General features: G+C 69.7%; 12 protein-coding genes and 3 pseudogenes. 7 read left to right on the forward strand and 8 right to left on the reverse strand.

Annotated features, from left to right (window positions below):
* Position 1: 1 nt before the first annotated feature.
* The 5 genes from ACFVYE_RS34100 to gmd are packed head-to-tail and all read right to left on the reverse strand — an operon-like array spanning position 2 to position 5,097.
* A complete protein-coding gene (locus ACFVYE_RS34100) occupies positions 2–829 on the reverse strand; it encodes a glycosyltransferase family 2 protein (protein WP_383967542.1) in 828 nt (275 codons plus the stop codon).
* Entirely contained in the window at positions 826–1,521 is a 696-nt protein-coding gene (locus ACFVYE_RS34105) for a hypothetical protein (RefSeq protein ID WP_389608101.1), read from the reverse strand. The genes ACFVYE_RS34100 and ACFVYE_RS34105 overlap by 4 nt, the downstream gene beginning before the upstream one ends.
* Positions 1,518–3,779 (reverse strand): LamG-like jellyroll fold domain-containing protein, encoded by a 2,262-nt coding sequence (locus ACFVYE_RS34110; protein WP_389608102.1) that lies wholly within the window; start codon positions 3,777–3,779, stop codon positions 1,518–1,520. The genes ACFVYE_RS34105 and ACFVYE_RS34110 overlap by 4 nt, the downstream gene beginning before the upstream one ends.
* The gene (locus ACFVYE_RS34115) at positions 3,776–4,087 is read right to left on the reverse strand and encodes a hypothetical protein (protein ID WP_383976368.1); all 312 of its coding nucleotides are present in this window, start codon (positions 4,085–4,087) and stop codon (positions 3,776–3,778) included. The genes ACFVYE_RS34110 and ACFVYE_RS34115 overlap by 4 nt, the downstream gene beginning before the upstream one ends.
* Positions 4,084–5,097, reverse strand: coding sequence for a GDP-mannose 4,6-dehydratase (gmd, locus tag ACFVYE_RS34120; protein ID WP_093893843.1), 1,014 nt, complete (start codon positions 5,095–5,097; stop codon positions 4,084–4,086). The genes ACFVYE_RS34115 and gmd overlap by 4 nt, the downstream gene beginning before the upstream one ends.
* A gap of 115 nt (positions 5,098–5,212) precedes the next feature.
* On the opposite strand from gmd, the gene ACFVYE_RS34125 reads away from it, so the two are divergent.
* Positions 5,213–6,196: a GDP-L-fucose synthase family protein gene (locus ACFVYE_RS34125; RefSeq protein ID WP_383976366.1), complete on the forward strand. Its 984-nt coding sequence runs from the start codon at positions 5,213–5,215 to the stop codon at positions 6,194–6,196.
* Between the two features lie 114 nt (positions 6,197–6,310).
* Here ACFVYE_RS34125 and ACFVYE_RS34130 read toward each other — a convergent pair whose 3' ends face one another.
* The gene (locus ACFVYE_RS34130; RefSeq protein ID WP_383976364.1) at positions 6,311–7,846 is read right to left on the reverse strand and encodes a sugar transferase; all 1,536 of its coding nucleotides are present in this window, start codon (positions 7,844–7,846) and stop codon (positions 6,311–6,313) included.
* Positions 7,847–8,181: 335 nt separating this feature from the next.
* On the opposite strand from ACFVYE_RS34130, the gene ACFVYE_RS34135 reads away from it, so the two are divergent.
* Entirely contained in the window at positions 8,182–9,441 is a 1,260-nt protein-coding gene (locus ACFVYE_RS34135) for a D-arabinono-1,4-lactone oxidase (RefSeq protein WP_383976362.1), read from the forward strand.
* Between the two features lie 48 nt (positions 9,442–9,489).
* Here the strand turns inward: ACFVYE_RS34135 and ACFVYE_RS34140 are convergent.
* Positions 9,490–9,764: pseudogene (locus ACFVYE_RS34140) on the reverse strand (serine/threonine-protein phosphatase); the annotation flags it as partial.
* 166 nt (positions 9,765–9,930) lie between these two features.
* On the opposite strand from ACFVYE_RS34140, the gene ACFVYE_RS34145 reads away from it, so the two are divergent.
* The 4 genes and pseudogenes from ACFVYE_RS34145 (at position 9,931) to ACFVYE_RS34160 (ending at position 12,626) form a co-directional block, all read left to right on the forward strand.
* On the forward strand, positions 9,931–10,230 hold the full coding sequence (locus tag ACFVYE_RS34145) for a DUF1876 domain-containing protein (RefSeq protein ID WP_383976360.1): 300 nt from the start codon (positions 9,931–9,933) through the stop codon (positions 10,228–10,230).
* A 400-nt stretch (positions 10,231–10,630) separates the two neighbouring features.
* The gene (locus tag ACFVYE_RS34150; RefSeq protein WP_383976358.1) at positions 10,631–11,743 is read left to right on the forward strand and encodes an XdhC family protein; all 1,113 of its coding nucleotides are present in this window, start codon (positions 10,631–10,633) and stop codon (positions 11,741–11,743) included.
* A 6-nt stretch (positions 11,744–11,749) separates the two neighbouring features.
* Complete coding sequence (locus ACFVYE_RS34155; RefSeq protein ID WP_389608103.1) at positions 11,750–11,953, forward strand: hypothetical protein; 204 nt, start codon at positions 11,750–11,752, stop codon at positions 11,951–11,953.
* Positions 11,954–12,004: 51 nt separating this feature from the next.
* Positions 12,005–12,626, forward strand: a pseudogene (locus ACFVYE_RS34160) (DUF6629 family protein).
* 98 nt (positions 12,627–12,724) lie between these two features.
* Here the strand turns inward: ACFVYE_RS34160 and ACFVYE_RS34165 are convergent.
* Entirely contained in the window at positions 12,725–14,428 is a 1,704-nt protein-coding gene (locus ACFVYE_RS34165; protein WP_383976357.1) for an acyl-CoA dehydrogenase family protein, read from the reverse strand.
* A gap of 733 nt (positions 14,429–15,161) precedes the next feature.
* Between ACFVYE_RS34165 and ACFVYE_RS34170 the strand changes: the two are divergent.
* Positions 15,162–15,653 (forward strand): annotated as a pseudogene (locus ACFVYE_RS34170) (lamin tail domain-containing protein); the annotation flags it as partial.
* Positions 15,654–15,953: the final 300 nt, after the last annotated feature.

Here is a 15,953-nt window from a genome sequence, read left to right on the forward strand (position 1 = left end):
GTCAAAGAGCCTTCCCCTCACGGGACTTGAGCGCGATCTGCCAGCGGTAGAAACTCATTGCCAGTGCGAAGTCGAAGCCCGCCCGCCCGTCGAGGAACCCCCGCCGGTACACATACATGTACGCGAACGACACCAGGGGCTTGAAGGGCGCCTTGTGGAACAACTGCCCCTGGCGCGACTTTACTTTCCGCACCTGCTCCTTGACCTCGGGGTGGTGCTCCAGCCACGCCTCCCAGTCCGAGTACCGGTTGTGCCGCTCGAACCATGCGGTGACCGGGTCGAGGTCCTGGTGCTCGATCGGATTACGGAGCGAGCCCGCCGACTCGGCGACCGGCTGGTAGTGGCCTTCGACCTCGCCGATGCCCGGCGCGTCGAGATCCCCGACCTCCGGGTATCCGCAACGGGTGCGGTCGGTCAGTGATCGCTTGCGGATGGTGTAGCCGTGCCGCAGCCGCTTCCCGGAGAACCAGTAGCCCAGAGGTATGTCGTACGCCGCGGGCTTCGGCGCGCCGGGATCGGCGAAGATCTGCCGCAGTTCGGCCAGCAGACCGGGGCTGAGCCGCTCGTCCCCGTCGAGCAGCAGAATCCAGTCCAGGTCCGTGCGGACATGGTCCAGGCACCACTGCTTCTTGCGCGGATGACCGCCGTCCCAGGTGTACGTCATCACCTCGGCCCCGCACTCCTCGGCGATCTTCGCCGTGTCGTCCGTACTGTGCGAGTCGACGACGACGACCGCCTCGAAGTGGCCGAGCACCGACTTCACCGCCTCCGCGATGTTCAGGCCCTCGTTCTTCGTGGGGATCACCACGGCTATCGGCAGCTTGCTCATCCATGGTCTCCTTCGGGCAGCCAGGCGTAGCAGCCTGTGGAGGTGAACGCGCGGGCCGTCTGCGGGACGGTGATCTCGGCCCGCTTCCCGGAGGCGGAGGAGCCCGACACCAGGTTCCTGCCGTTCGCTCCGGTGATCTGCCAGGTGCAGCTCTTGGTGGGAGTGACATCGCGGTAGCGGCCGGGCCGGATCTGCTCGTCCTTGTACGTGCCGTCCGCGTACCCCTGGGAAGCCTCCTGCACCAGCTCTTCGTGCTGGGTGCAGAGGTGCTCGACGGCGGGTTTCGCATCGGCGATCTCGCCCGTCACGATCGCGCCGACCGCCGTGTCCCGGTCGACCTTCACGAGGTACGTCAGCTTGTCGCAGGTCTCCTGACCGGTCTGGAGTACGGCCGCCGGGTCCATGCCCTTGGGCACACGGTTGACCAGATACTCCTTCTGCTCCTTGTTGAAGGAGCCGGTGGCCGGGGTGAGTTCATCGGTGGGCAGTTTCGGTGGTTCGCTCGTCCGCGGAGCCGCAGGGTCACTGGGCGAGGTGGCGCCGGGACCTGCCGAGGGGGCCGTGACAGGGGTCCGGGTGGCCGATGGCCTTTCCTCGCTCGCCGCCTCGTGTCCGTCGGAGGACGAGCCGCAGGCGGCCAGCGCCGCCGTCAGTACGACGACGGCGGCGCCGGCCGGGAACGGATACCTCATCCACCCGTCCTCAGGGCGTAGTGGGCGCTGACCTGCGAGCCGCTCAGCGCGGTCGGGTAGACGGCGGTCTCGTCGATCTGCCCGGCGAAGAAGCTGCTCGTCGGCTGGCTCGGCCAGTTGTTCAGGTTGTCCCCGCCCACCCTCCAGAAGCCGCTGTAGCTCTCGTTTCCGGTGTACAGGGCGTTCGAGGCGCGGAGCTGCCCGTCCACGTACAGCGCCATGCCGCCGGCGCCCTGCGTGGCGACGACATGGTGCCAGGCGCCGTTGTTGTAGGCGGCAGGCGTAGTGATGGTCCTGGTGCCGCCGCTGTACACCCCGAAGACCAGCCGCCCGTCATTGCGCATGTACACATGTTTGTCGTACTGGTTGCTGTTCTGCATGGTCACATTGCCGAAGCCGATGATCTTCCCTCCTCTGGTGGTCGTCGTCTTGATCCATGTCTCCACCGAGAACCTGGTGGGCTGCGCATGACGCTTGTTGCTGTACGCGTACTGGTTCGATCCGTTGAAGCCGATCGCGGTCGAGGCACCCGCCACAGCGGCCGGAGTCTGCCGGTAGGCGGGGGAGTTGCGCAGGAATCCGTTGTCCAGCCCGCTGCCGGTGTCTCCGGCGAAGGTCGAGGTGCCTTCGTCGTACCGCCAGTACAACGAAGCACCGTCCGCCAGCACCTTGGCGGGGTATTTCTCGGCGGCTGATGCCACGGTGGCGGACAGGGCGGGCGACTTGGCACTGGTGTTGGTGCCGTCGCTCGCACTGATCCGGTACGAGTGGGTCTCACCCGCGGCCACGTCCGTATCGGTCCACCTCAGCTGTGGCCGGTCCCAGAACAGCGAGTACCCCGTCGTGGTGTACACCGGGGTGCTCGCACCGTCCTTGTAGATCCGGTACGTGAGCTCACCGTCGTCGGCGTCGAAGCTCGTCTGCCAATCGACCTGCACCTTGCCCGCGGCAACGGTGGACAGGCTGACGTTCGGCACCCAAGGCGCCCCGGTGTCGGGGCCGTCGGCGAACCGGGTGAGCCCCTGCTGTGCGGAGCCGTTGACGGTGGTGAACTCGCCGCCCACCCACAGATAGTGGTGGCCGCCCTTGTCGGTCTGCGCCATCACCCGCGGTCCGACCGGCTCCCCGATGCCGTCGTTGGTGTCCGGGAACCAGGGGAGCAGCTTCGGATCGTCGACGGACTGGGCCAGCAGATGCTTGCGCGGCTGGTCCGGGAACTCACCCATGCTGGCGCAGTCGTGGGCGTGACTTCCGCTGTACAGAACGCCGTTGTGCACGAGGACGGCCTGGGTGGCACCCAGGCAGGTGTCCCGCCAGCGCTGCTCGAAGTTGCTCAGGTTCAGCGCGATCCGGCCGTCGAAGACACCGCCTCCGGTGCCCTCGTTGGCGGTGTAGAAGCCGGTGGCGTCCGTGGTCAGATCCTGCACCGTGGAGGTGTCCGGAATGAACCCGGCCGGGTAGCTCTTGGCGATCGCCCCGGTGGTGGCGTCCACGACGGCCAGTGCGTGCGAGGTGGTGCCGTTGACGGTGAAGAAGTCACCGCCGATCAGCACATGCTCCTGATCCGGCGTCAGCTCCACGGCCCGGCCCACCTCGTCGGTGTTGGCCGTCCACGGCTTCAGCGCGGCGCCCGTGGTGACCGCGGCGAACTTGTTCCGGGTCTGCCCCGCCACGGTGTTGAAGTCACCGCCCAGATAGACGGTGTCGGCCGTGACGGCCAGCGCCCGTACCGTCGCGGAGACGGAGACCTTGAAGTTCTGGCGCGGGGTGCAGGTCGCGGTGTCGATCGCGGCGATATTGCTCACCCCGACCCCGCTCACCGCCCCGAACTGCCCGCCGACGTACAGGGTCTTCTGATCGGGAGAGAGCGCGAGGGCCCGTACGGTCGCTGTCCCCGACGAAAGCGTGAACGACAGACTGCAGCCGGTCGGTGCGCCGGTCGCCGCATCGAACGCGGCGAAGTTCACCGCGGGCTGTTCGGAGGTTCCGGCGGCCGCGTCCGGCGGCCGGACGGTGGAGAAGGTCCCACCGGTGTACACGACACCGGCGTCCGACGCGGCCATCGACCAGACGATGCCGTTGGTCTGCCAGGTGGTGAGGTCGTCCGCGGTCAGGGAGACCGGCGGTGTGAGGGCCGCGGCCGGGGAGCCCCCGGACGCGGCGGCGGTCAGGGCTCCGGCGAGCAGGCAGAGCGCGGCGGCCGCGGCACGTGCCCTGCCGCGTCCGACGGGTCTGCGCCCCGTACTTCCGTTCATCATTCAGCTCCGAAGGTGAGAACGAGCTGCGGCCGGAAGGCCGCGGTTCCTGCCTCGTCCGACCGGCGGCGGAAACTGTCCGTCCCGCTGCCGGCAAGGGCGAGTGAGTGGTCCGGGCCCGGGGCCCGGACCGGTGCGGACGTGCTCGGGTCCACCGGGCAGCCGGTGGAGACCGAGGTCGTGCCCGTTTTGGTCCCCGGCGCGGTCGTGGAGTGCGACGGCCGGGTGGTGCTGTGGGTGATTGCCGAACCGGTCCACACACCGGTGACCGGCAGGGCGGTGCGGCTGTCGGATGTGCCCGGATCTCTCATCGGTCCACCCGCACGGCCGCTCCGGCGAGTTGGTCGGACAGCTGACGGATGTCCGCCTCCACCATGATCCTGGCGAGTTCCTGCGATTTCACGGCCGGTTTCCAGCCGAGCAGTTCCTCGGCCTTGGCGGCGTCACCGATCAGTGCATCGACCTCGCTGGGGCGCTCGTACTTGGCGTCGTAGCGGACGTGCTCCCGCCAGTCCAGGCCTGCGTGCGCGAAGGCGTACTCCAGGAACTGCCGGACGCTGACACCCTCGCCCGTGGCCACCACATAGTCGTCAGGGTTGTCGCACTGCAGCATTCGCCACATCGCGTCGACGTATTCGGGGGCGTAGCCCCAGTCGCGCACGGCATCGAGATTCCCCAGATGGAGGTGGGTCTGCAGACCCGCCCTGATCCTGGCCACCCCACGAGTGATCTTCCGGGTCACGAATGTCTCACCGCGGCGCGGGGACTCGTGGTTGAAGAGAATCCCGTTGACCGCGAACATCCCGTACGCCTCACGGTAGTTGACGGTCGCCCAGTACGAATAGACCTTGGCGACGCTGTACGGGCTCCGCGGATGGAAGGGGGTCTTCTCGTTCTGCGGCGGCGGGGTGGCGCCGAACATCTCCGACGAGGACGCCTGATAGATGCGGGTGTCGATTCCGCTCGCGCGGACGGCCTCCAGCAGCCGGATGGTGCCGAGACCGGTGATGTCACCGGTGTACAGCGGAGCGTCGAACGAGACGCGGACGTGCGACTGCGCACCCAGGTTGTAGACCTCGTCCGGCCGGATGTCGCGCAGCAGATTCACCAGCGCGACCCCGTCGGCGAGGTCGGCGTGATGCAGGACGAACGAACGGTTCTCTTCCTCCGGTCCCTGGTAGATGTGGTCGATCCGCTCGGTGTTGAAGCTCGACGAGCGGCGTATCAGTCCATGGACCGTGTACCCCTTGTCGAGCAGCAGCTCGGACAGGTACGAACCGTCCTGTCCGGTCACGCCGGTGATGAGTGCGGTCTTCGCCACGACTCCCCCCTCTGTGTTCGCCTGGAAAGGCTGTTGGTTCTCACCGAAATATCGGAATTGAGCGATCCGCGGCAAAACGTCACCGCGGCCTGCGGCTGCTGGCACAATCCGAGCCATGACGACTGATCTCCCCGGCCCTCCCCAGGAATCCGTCCGCCCCCTCCTACGACCCGGCGCCCGCATATTCGTCGCGGGCCACCGCGGTCTGGTCGGTTCGGCGGTGGTGCGCCGCCTCACCGCCGCCGGACACGAGGTGATCACCCGCGATCGCGATCACCTCGATCTGCGCGACGCCGCGCCGACCGAGGCATTTCTCCGGGAGGTCCGTCCGGACGCAGTGGTGCTGGCCGCCGCCAAGGTCGGCGGGATCATGGCCAACAACACGTATCCGGTGCAGTTCCTCGAGGACAATCTGCGCATCCAGCTGAGCGTCATCGCCGGAGCACATGCCGCCGGGGTCGAGCGGCTGCTCTTCCTCGGCTCGTCCTGTATCTACCCCAGGCGCGCCCCACAGCCGATTCCCGAAAGCGCCCTGCTCACCGGTCCGTTGGAGCCGACGAACGAGGCATACGCACTGGCCAAGATCGCCGGAATCGTGCAGACCCAGTCCTACCGCCGGCAGTACGGCGCCTCGTACATCAGCGCCATGCCCACCAACCTCTACGGCCCGGGTGACAACTTCGACCTGGAGACCTCGCATGTACTGCCTGCGCTGATCCGCCGCTTCCACGAGGCGCGCCGCGACGGCGCGCCCGCGGTCACGCTCTGGGGCTCCGGCAGTCCCCGCCGCGAATTCCTGCACGTCGACGATCTGGCCGCCGCGTGCCTCCTGCTGCTGGAGTGCTACGACGGTGACGAGCCCGTCAACGTCGGCTGCGGGGAGGACCTGACAATCCGTGAACTCGCCGGAATCATATGTGATGTGACGCAGTATCAGGGATCTGTCGAATGGGACACGTCGAAGCCTGACGGCACCCCGCGCAAGCTGCTCGATGTCTCCCGGCTCACCTCCCTCGGCTTCGCACCGCAGATTCCACTGCGCGACGGGATCGCCCGCACCTACGCATGGTGGCTGGAGCGCCAGACCGCACAGGTCTGAGCGGACCCGACGGGCCGACCGGCACGGGCGGGCCGCCGCAACGCGACGGCCGCCCGTCCCTCCGGCCCCGCACGGCCGGAGGCTTCGCACTCTTCGCATCGACGGCCGCCGCACTCAGTACGCCCCGCGTCCGTCGGTGACGGCGCGCAGCGTACGGGCCATGAGTCCCATGTCCGTGGCCATCGACCAGTTGTCGACGTACCACAGGTCGAGCGAGACGGTCTCCTGCCAGGACAGGTCCGAGCGACCGCTGACCTGCCACAGGCCGGTCAGCCCCGGCCTCACCGCGAGCCTCCGGAGCTCGCGCTCGTCGTAGCAGGACACCTCGTCCGGCAGCGGAGGCCGAGGACCGACCAGTGACATGTCGCCCCGGAGCACATTGAGCAGTTGTGGCAGCTCGTCGAGCGACGTCCGGCGCAGCAGACGGCCGATACCGGTCACCCGGGGGTCGCGGCGCATCTTGAACATCGGGCCGTCGTTCTCGTTCGCCGTGACCAGCTGAGCCTTGTGGCTCTCGGCGTCCACCACCATCGTCCGGAACTTCCACATGGTGAACGGCCGACTGTGCTGCCCGTGGCGGATCTGGCGGTGGAAGACCGGCCCGTTCGAGCCGAGCCGCACCGCCGCCCCGATCAGGAGCAGCAGGGGTGCCAGAACCAGCAGACCGAGTGCGGCGCCGGTGCGGTCCACCGCGGCTTTCAGGATCATCTGCGGTCCCCGGCGCAGCGGCGGCGCGATGTGCAGCAGGGTCAGCCCGGCCGCTGCGGACGGCCGTACCCGGGCGGCCGCGATGCCCGAGAGCTCCGACAGCACGGACAGCGGTAGCCCGCCGTCGTGCAGTCCCCAGGAGAGCCGGCGCAGCCGCTCCTCGGAGAGCTGCGGCCCGGGCACGACCAGAGCCAGGTCCGCGTCATGGGCGAACGCTCCGCCCAGCACGGTCGACGCATCGTCGTCGGCCGGTGCCGGTGCGAGCCGGCCCGGCACCTGGACCTCGCACTCCAGCGGCGTGGTCCCCACCGGTATGGCGGCCACGACCGAGTACGGATGGTCCGCACGGGAACCGAGCAGCTGCACCGCGCGTTCCACCCCCGGAGCCTCACCGACCACCAGCACCCGCTGCTGCCGCCCCGGCCAGGGCAACCGCCGCACCCCCCATATCGCAGTGCCCACGAGCAGGCCGGGCAGCAGGGCCACGACCGCCGTCGCAGGATCGGCCGAACCGCCGGTCATGGTCCGGAGCACGGCGAGTACGCCGATGAGCAGCAGCCAGTCGCCTGTCGTGCTCAGTGCTCCCGGCAGATCGCCCGGAGGCCGGTCCGCGTACCGGCCGCGCGCGGCCCGCACACCGGACCACGCAAGCGCGGCCACGGCCGCGGCGACCGCGGCCCGCGACTGCCCGCCGGCCCGCAGCACGAGCCATGCCGGAATCCCCAGGCCGAGAAGTTCGGCCCCGATGACGACCGGCAGACACCGGCCTGTTCTTCTCTTCGTCGCGGCCGGTCCTGAACGTTCACGCTGTACGGTCGGCGCCCTCCACAGATCGTCGAGTTCCTTGTTGCGAGGCCGATTTGAAGCAGTCCGTGGACGAGGCGCCCCCGCCAGTCCCACAGGTCCTGATCTGTCCGAATCGGGTAGCTCGACATGCCCCATGAACCCCCCAGTCACAGTTGCATCGCCACAAACGGGGCGCATCCGCCGATCCCATGGACTGACGGATGCGCCCTCGCTCGCTGCACGATATCCACACACGTGCCATTTCGCTGGAGTTCCAGTGAAGTTCAGACATGCGCACTGACTCGGAACTCGTCCCGTTCCGCGTTGGATCTCTTGGTCTGTGGGTGACTGTTCGCATTTGGAAGGTGCCGGAATCGGCTGGTGTGCGGACATGTACGTCACCAGTTGCGTGGCCTCACCAACAGGTTTGTCTGGGAGGATGCACCGTCGGGATCACGACACCCGGCCATGAACGAAAGTGGGGACGTGCGGTGACTCCCGCGGAGAAGAACTGGGCCGGAAACATCACGTTCGGCGCGCGGCGGCTGAGTATGCCCCGCTCCGAGGCCGAGCTGCGGGAGACGGTGTCCGCCTCGACCGCGGTACACGCGCTCGGCACCCGGCACTCCTTCAACACCGTCGCCGACACCCGCGGCGATCTGGTGTCGGTGGCCGGGCTGCCGCGCAGGGTCGAGATCGACCGGGAGGCAGGGGCGGTCACCGTCGCCGCGGGGCTGCGCTTCGGGGAGTTCGCCGGCGTACTGCACGAGAACGGGTACGCCCTGCACAACCTCGGTTCGCTGCCGCACATCTCGGTCGCCGGGGCCTGCGCGACCGGAACCCACGGTTCGGGAGTCGGTAACAGTTCCATTGCGGGGGCCGTCCGGGCGCTGGACATGGTCACGGCCGACGGCCGGAACGTGTCGCTGAGGCGCGGCGACGCGGATTTTCCCGGAGCCGTGGTGGCGATGGGCGCGCTGGGTGTGGTGACCGCGCTGACGCTGGATCTGGTGCCCGCCTTCGACGTACAGCAGTGGGTCTACGAGGATCTGCCCGAGTCCCGGCTCACGGACAGTTTCGACGAGGTGATGTCGGCCGCGTACAGCGTCAGTGTCTTCACCGACTGGCGTGAGGGGCCGCTCAATCAGGTGTGGCTCAAGCAGCGGGTGGGTTCCGAGGGGCCGCAGCGGGCGCCCGAGGAGTGGCTCGGCGCGCGGCTCGCGGACGGGCCGTGTCATCCGATCGCCGGGATGCCGGCCGAGAACTGCACCCGCCAGCAGGGTGTTGCCGGACCGTGGCACCGGCGCCTTCCGCACTTCCGCCTGGAGTTCACCCCCAGCAACGGGGACGAACTGCAGTCGGAGTACTTCGTGGCCCGGCAGGACGCGCCTGCGGCGTACGAGGCACTGGGCCGGCTCCGGGAGCGGATCGCCCCACTGCTGCAGATCACCGAGATCCGCACCGTCGCCCGCGACGATCTGTGGCTGAGCCCGGCGGGCGGCAGGGACTCGGTGGCCTTCCATTTCACCTGGGTGCCGGACACGGCCGCCGTCGCACCGGTGCTCGGGGCGATCGAGGAGGCCCTGGCACCGTTCGGTGCGCGGCCGCACTGGGGAAAAGTGTTCACCACCACCCCCGGGACACTGCGCGCGCTGTACGGCAAGTACGCCGATTTTGAACGGCTGACGGCCCGGTTCGACCCGGAGGGCAAGTTCCGGAACGACTTCCTGGCGCGCCATTTCATCCGTTGAGCGGCCTTCGGCAGCGGTGTCCTGGCCGCCCGGGGGGTGCGAGGTAGAGACGGCGAACGCCCGCGCACCGTCCGGCAGCACGAATCCGTCGTACCAGTCACCGCCGATGTCCAGCCCGCTGAGGGCCGGCGTGTACCGGGCAGCGGTCTGCAGCCCCGGGAGGGCGGGCAGCGCCGAAGGGAGCATCCCGCGCTGCAGCGCCTCGGCCGGCTGCACCCACGCCTGATGCAGCTCACCTCACGGCGTGCCCGTGAGGTGAGCTGTTGCAGAGTGGTGAGCAGTTCGCAGGCGCCGGCCGAACGAGCAGGACGACACCGGTTCAAGGGCCGCTCAGCACTCGGTGGAAGTGACTCCACGCATCCTATTTCGGCGGTGTGATCCCCGCAGGACGAGCCGGAACGCGCGAACAGGCCCGGCCGGGTGGATCCTGGTGACAGGACCGCGTCGTGGCGGCGGACCGAGGCCGGGCGCGGTCGCAGGAGGTGCGCGATGACTCGCACGCTGGAGTGGCAGGTCCGCGTCGGTCTGTCCGAGGAGGACGGTACGACCAGGGCCGAGGCGGTACTGGACACCGGCTCCGAAAGGCTCATCGGACATGGGGTCGCCCGCTGCAACCCGCAGGACGTGGACGTTCCCGTCATCGGCGACGAACTCGCGGCGAGCCGAGCCATGAAGGACGTCGCCGCGCAGTTGATGAAGGCCGCCGACCACGAACTGGAAACGGTCGGAGCTGGACCCGCGAGCGGGCCGGTCGCACCGCCGTACGCATGGTCCGACACCACGGCCTGAGCCCTGGGGAGGACGTCATGACGCTCGTCCTCGACCTGGGCACGACGCCCCCGCTCGTCCACGCGGACAAGGGCATCAATCGCTGCTGCACCCGGCCGTTCGCCACGGGTGACTACGCAGCGAAGAAGGCCCGCGCCGACGTCGTGCTCCACCGCCGAGACACCCGGCAGCGCCTCGTTCCCAGTGCCATGGAACCCGGAGCCGTGGCCTCCACAGCGCCCACGGCCTCCGACGAATACACCCTGTACTCCTCGACCCGGGTCCTGCCCGTGGCCCGGGTCATCCTGTACCAGGCCACCGGTCACGGGCGTGGCCAGATCCAGGACATCGAGATCGCGGCAACCGGGGACGGACGGATCCTCGCGCCCGCCTGGAGAGACGGTGCGAGGGGTGGCCGCCGATGCGTGAGATCCTTCCGGCGCTCAGCCGCTGGTACACAGCCGGGGAGCCCTTCGGGCTCGCCACCGTCGTCGCGGTCAGCCGCAGCGCGCCGCGCGGTCCCGGCGCGGCGATGGCCGTCGGCCCGGACGACGAGGTCGTGGGCAGCGTCTCCGGCGGCTGCGTCGAGGGCGCGGTCTTCGAACTGGCCAAGGAGGTCGTGGAAACGGGCCGGGCCCAGCTCCAGACCTTCGGCTACAGCGACGAGGACGCCTTCGCCGTCGGCCTCACCTGCGGCGGCGAGATCACACTCCTCGTGCGTCCCGTGACGGCGGTGTACGACACCACCTTCGGCGAGGTCGCCGCATCGGTCGCCGGGCACCGCCCGGTGGTGGTCGCCACCGTGACCGACGGACCCGCCCCGCGCGGCGCCGCCCTCGCCGTCTGGCCGGACACCGTCTCAGGATCGCTGGGCGCGAGCGGCCTCGACGCCGCCGTCACCGCCGACGCGCGAGGAGAACTGGCCCAAGGCGCAACCGGATTGCGGCACTACGGCCCCAACGGCGAACGGCGCGAGGACGACGTCACCGTGTTCCTCCAGTCGTTCGCCCCGCCGCCCCGGATGCTGGTCTTCGGCGCCATCGACTTCGCTGCCGCGGTGGCCCGTATCGGTGCGTTCCTCGGCTACCGCGTCACCGTCTGCGACGCCCGCCCCGCCTTCGCCGACCCCCGCCGCTTCCCGGACGGTGCGGAGGTGGTCGTCGACTGGCCGCACCGGTACCTGAGCGACACGGAGATCGACAGACGGACAGTGTTGTGCGTACTCACCCACGACCCGAAGTTCGACGTTCCGCTGCTGGAGGTGGCCCTGCGCACCCCGGCCGCGTACATCGGCGTGATGGGCAGCCGCCGGACCCACGAGGACCGCCTGGCCCGGCTGCGCGAGACCGGTCTCGGCGAAGCGGAACTGGCCCGGCTGCGCTCGCCCATCGGCCTCGACCTCGGCGCGCGTACCCCCGAGGAGGTGGCCGTCTCGATCGCGGCGGAGATCGTCGCACTGCGCTGGGGCGGCACCGGCAGCCCGCTCGCGGACACGGTCGGGGCGATCCACCCGCCGCGGCTGAAATCCGTATGACTTCCGATGCGCGAGGCCGAGTCGATCGATCTGCTGCGCACAGCAGCCGGCCCGGTGACCAGGCGCGCGGCGGGAGCCTTTGCAGTGGTCGCAATCGCGGCACTGACCGTGATCCTCGCCCGCCGCAGCGGCAGCCGCAGCCGCAGCCGCAGCCGCAGCGGCGGAGTGTGCCGGTCGTGTCACATCGGGCGCCTGCCGGGAGAGCCGTAGCGTTGCGCACGGAAGAGGCCGAAGCCGCAATGCCGGGTCCAGGGGGGAGACATGTGCTGGAGCGCGACCGCCGATCTCGTCGCGGGCACCTGCATCGTTGCCGTCGGAGTGGCGTGTGTCGTGCAGGTGCGCCGGGTCCGCGACCTGCCGCTCGCGGCGTTGCCGCTGCTCCTCGGGGCCCATCAGATCATCGAGTCCGTGATCTGGCGCTCGGGCGGTGGCACCGGGCCCGCCACCCTTGCCTGGGCCGTCATCGCCTTTCCGCTGCTGCCGTTGTGGGTTCCGCTGGGTGCGCTGAGCGCCGAGCCGCCGCACGCCCGACGCCGGTTGCTGGTGCCCCTCGCGGCCGGAATCGCGACCGCCGTCTCGCTCGCGTACTGCCTGGCGACCCGTCCCGTGACCGCAGAGATCCGCGGGCACACCCTCGGCTACGTCCTCGACCTCCCCGGCTCCGGGCTGCTCGTCGGCGGGTACCTCCTGGCCACAGTGGGCTCACTGCTCCTGGCCGGGGACCGCCTGCTGCGATGGCTCGGCGTGCTGGTCGCGGTCGGGGCCGCCGTCTGTGCTGTTCTGGCGGCTGGAGTCCGTCTCGACCTGGTGCGCCTTCGCGGCGGTGTGCTCGGTGATCCTGCTCGGCTGGACCCGCCGACGCCCTGCGGAGCAATTCGTCTAGACGGCGGATACGCCGTACGACGACGGGCGGGCGGGGGCTCTCTTCGGCCTCTGCCCGCCCGTCGTTGCCGCACCGGGGGATCGGCGGCGGTGACTGCCTCAGACGGTCCCGCCGAAGTGCCGCTCCACGATCGCCGCGGCATCGGTGCCGCGCGGCAGGATGCCGTACTGATGACCACGGGCCTCGCCGAGCCGGGCGGCGACGAACGCTTCGGCCGTTGCCGCGGGAGCGTGACGCAGCATCAGCGAGGACTGCAGAGCCAGCGCCATGCCCTCGACGGTCGCCCGGGCGCGGGTCTGCGCGGCCGACGGGTCGCGCAGGTCCTCGGCCAGCTCCTGGCGTACCCGACGGATGTGTGCGTCCAGTACGGAACTGGCACCGGCCGTGGTATTCAGCTCGGCCCAGAAGGCGTCGAGCGACTGCGGGGTCCTGGCGACGCCCCGCAGCACATCGAGCGCGATGACGTTTCCGGAGCCCTCCCACACCGCCATCACCGGCTGCTCGCGGTAGCGCCGGGCCAGCGGCCAGTCCTCGGTGTAGCCGTTGCCGCCCAGGCACTCCAGCGCCTCGTAGGCGTGGTGCGGGCCGCGCTTGCAGATCCAGTACTTGGACACCGCGGTGGCCAGCCGCCGGAACATCGCCTCGGACTCGCCGCTGTCGGCCTCGTACGCATGGGCCAGGCGCAGTGAGGTCCAGGTCGCGGCCTCCGTCTCCAGCGCCAGATCGGCAAGGACCGCCGTCATGGCCGGCTGGTCGACCAGCCGGGCACCGAACGCGCTGCGATGGTGCGCGTGCCAGATCGCCTCGGAAACGGACTGGCGCATGCCGGCGGTGGTGCCGAGCACACAGTCGAGCCGGGTGTGGTTGACCATCTCGATGATGGTCGGGACGCCGCGGCCGGGCTCGCCGACCCGTACCGCCCAGGTGCCGTCGAACTCCACCTCGGAGGAGGCGTTCGACTTGTTGCCGAGCTTGTTCTTCAGCCGCTGGATACGCACGGTGTTACGGGTGCCGTCGGCCAGTACCCGCGGTACGAGGAAGCAGGTGAGCCCGGCCTCGGCCTGGGCCAGGACCAGGAAGGCGTCCGACTGCGGGGCCGAGAAGAACCACTTGTGGCCGGTGAGCAGATGGGCTCGGCCCTCGGGGTCGGAGGCCAGCGGGACGGCCCGCGTGGTGTTGGCGCGGACGTCGGAGCCGCCCTGCTTCTCCGTCATCCCCATGCCGAAGGTCAGCCCGGACTTGCTCCCCGGGGCGATCAGCCGCGGGTCGTAGGAACGGCTGAGCAGGCCGGGCAGCCAGTCCCGTCCCACGTCCGGATCGCGCTGCAGGACCGGGACCACGGCATGCGACATGGACATCGGGCAGGCGTGGCCGGGCTCGATCTGGGCGAACAGCATGAACGAAGCCGCCCGCGCCACCGCTGCTCCGGGCTTCGGGTCGGCCCAGCCCGCGGTGTGCGTGCCATGACTGACCGCCGCGCCGATGACCTCGTGGTACGCGGGGTGGAAGTCGATCTCGTCGACGCGGTTGCCGTAACGGTCATGGGTGCGCAGGACGGGCGGGGAGGTGTGGGCGAGCTCGGCACTGGTCTGGAACCCCTCGGAACCGACCAGGGTGCCGATGTCGTGCAGCTCCGGCTCGTGCCAGGCCGCGCCGAACGTCCGGACGGCCTGTGCGAGCGGCAGATTGGTGCCGTACTCGTCGAGGCCGGTCCGGGGCGGCGCCTGGTTGGTGACCTCATGGGTGGGGTGCGGCGCGGGGGCTTCGGGTCGAACGTCGGTCCGGTGCGGGGTGAGGGTCATCGCGGGTTCCTGTCCTGGGTCCGTGGGCGGGGCGGCGGGGGAGTGGGCGCGTCGGTGTGCGGCTCGCGCTCAGGTGCCGCCGGCTACGACGGCTCTGAGGCACAGCGTGGCGATGCCCTCCACGACCGGTCCCGGGTCGGTCCGCTCGCCAACCGGAGACAACGGGCCGAGAAGTGCTTCGCCGACCGCCCCGATCACGGCGGCGGCCGACAGCTGTGCATGCGCCGCAGGCAGCCCACCTGCGGCGATACCCGCGGTGACGGCCGGCTCGACGAGGGCGTGTCAGCGATGTTCTGAACCTCAATTCATATCTTCCTCTGTCACTCAACCACTCTTGTTCTCGCGGTGCAATGGCTCGCAGTGGAACTGTCGTTCTTCTTTCCGTAGGTAAGGGAACGGGTGTTCAAGACTGTGCGGACTGTGGTTGTTACGGATTTCCCGGACCGGTCACGCAGGGGGTGGGTGGGTGTGCGCCGGGTATTGGATGCCACCTCCGGCTGCATCGGTTCGGTGTCGCGCGGATGGGTGCAGCGGGCAGGGGTTGACAGGTACTCGGAGGGTCGGATGTGTGCCGGTTACAGACGCGTGTGACGGAAATGTCCGTACTTCGTAACATGTATCGGTGCGTCTTTCGTGACTCGGTCAATCGGGCCACAGTGTGCGTTCTCGGCAACAGACCGAGTCCGAAAAACGCTCGGACCGCACGGTCCGGGCCCGCATCTGAGGGGTCTTCATGTCCCGTTCCGCACGGCGGCTCACCGCTACCGTTCTCGCCTCCGGCGCATTGGTGGCCGCCGCCGCACTGCCGGCGATCGCAGCCGAACACGACCATGGGATCGGTCGCGACCGCGGTCATGGCCACACCTGGACCGACCCGCGTTCGTCCGTGGTCCTGGGCGCGATCCAGTACAACAGCCCCGGTTACGACAACGGCTCCAACTACAGCCTCAACGGTGAATGGGTCACCGTCACCAACACCGGCCGTCACTCGGTCAACCTCCGCGGCTGGACCCTGAGCGACGAGAGCCGCCGCACCTACCGGTTCGACCTGCGGCTGGCCGGCCGCTCCTCGGTGCGTGTGCACACCGGAGTCGGCCGCGACACCAGCCGCGACGTCTACCAGGACCTTCGCCACTACGTATGGGACGCCGGCGACACGGCGACTCTGCGGGACGCGTACGGTCACAGGGTCGACTCGAAGTCCTGGGGCCGCGACCGCGATGGCCGCAACCACGACGGCCGGGACCGTGACCGCGATGGTCGTGACCGCGGCGGCCGCGACCACGACCGCGACGGCCGGGACCGTGACCGCGATGGTCGTGACCGCGGCGGCCGCGACCACGACCGCGACGGCCGGGACCATGACGGCCGCAATGGCCACGACGGCCGCAATGGTCACGACGGCCGCAACGGCCACGACAACCGTGGCGGCCGTAACCACCACGACGGTCGCGACTGACCCGACCGGCGACCGCTCCCCGTCCCCGGAACGGCCGCCACCACCCTGATCGCGGCGCCCCCCCGC

This window comes from Streptomyces sp. NPDC058239 (assembly GCF_042882185.1).
Lineage (GTDB): Bacteria > Actinomycetota > Actinomycetes > Streptomycetales > Streptomycetaceae > Streptomyces.

Coding starts and splice junctions, on each gene's coding strand:
- ACFVYE_RS34155 (WP_389608103.1), top strand. CDS start 11,750: ATGCGCGAGGCCGAGTCGATCGATCTGCTGCGCACAGCAGCCGGCCCG.
- ACFVYE_RS34130 (WP_383976364.1), bottom strand. CDS start 7,846: ATGGGGCATGTCGAGCTACCCGATTCGGACAGATCAGGACCTGTGGGA.
- ACFVYE_RS34110 (WP_389608102.1), bottom strand. CDS start 3,779: ATGATGAACGGAAGTACGGGGCGCAGACCCGTCGGACGCGGCAGGGCA.
- ACFVYE_RS34105 (WP_389608101.1), bottom strand. CDS start 1,521: ATGAGGTATCCGTTCCCGGCCGGCGCCGCCGTCGTCGTACTGACGGCG.
- ACFVYE_RS34125 (WP_383976366.1), top strand. CDS start 5,213: ATGACGACTGATCTCCCCGGCCCTCCCCAGGAATCCGTCCGCCCCCTC.
- ACFVYE_RS34150 (WP_383976358.1), top strand. CDS start 10,631: ATGCGTGAGATCCTTCCGGCGCTCAGCCGCTGGTACACAGCCGGGGAG.
- ACFVYE_RS34115 (WP_383976368.1), bottom strand. CDS start 4,087: ATGAGAGATCCGGGCACATCCGACAGCCGCACCGCCCTGCCGGTCACC.
- ACFVYE_RS34100 (WP_383967542.1), bottom strand. CDS start 829: ATGAGCAAGCTGCCGATAGCCGTGGTGATCCCCACGAAGAACGAGGGC.
- ACFVYE_RS34145 (WP_383976360.1), top strand. CDS start 9,931: ATGACTCGCACGCTGGAGTGGCAGGTCCGCGTCGGTCTGTCCGAGGAG.
- ACFVYE_RS34165 (WP_383976357.1), bottom strand. CDS start 14,428: ATGACCCTCACCCCGCACCGGACCGACGTTCGACCCGAAGCCCCCGCG.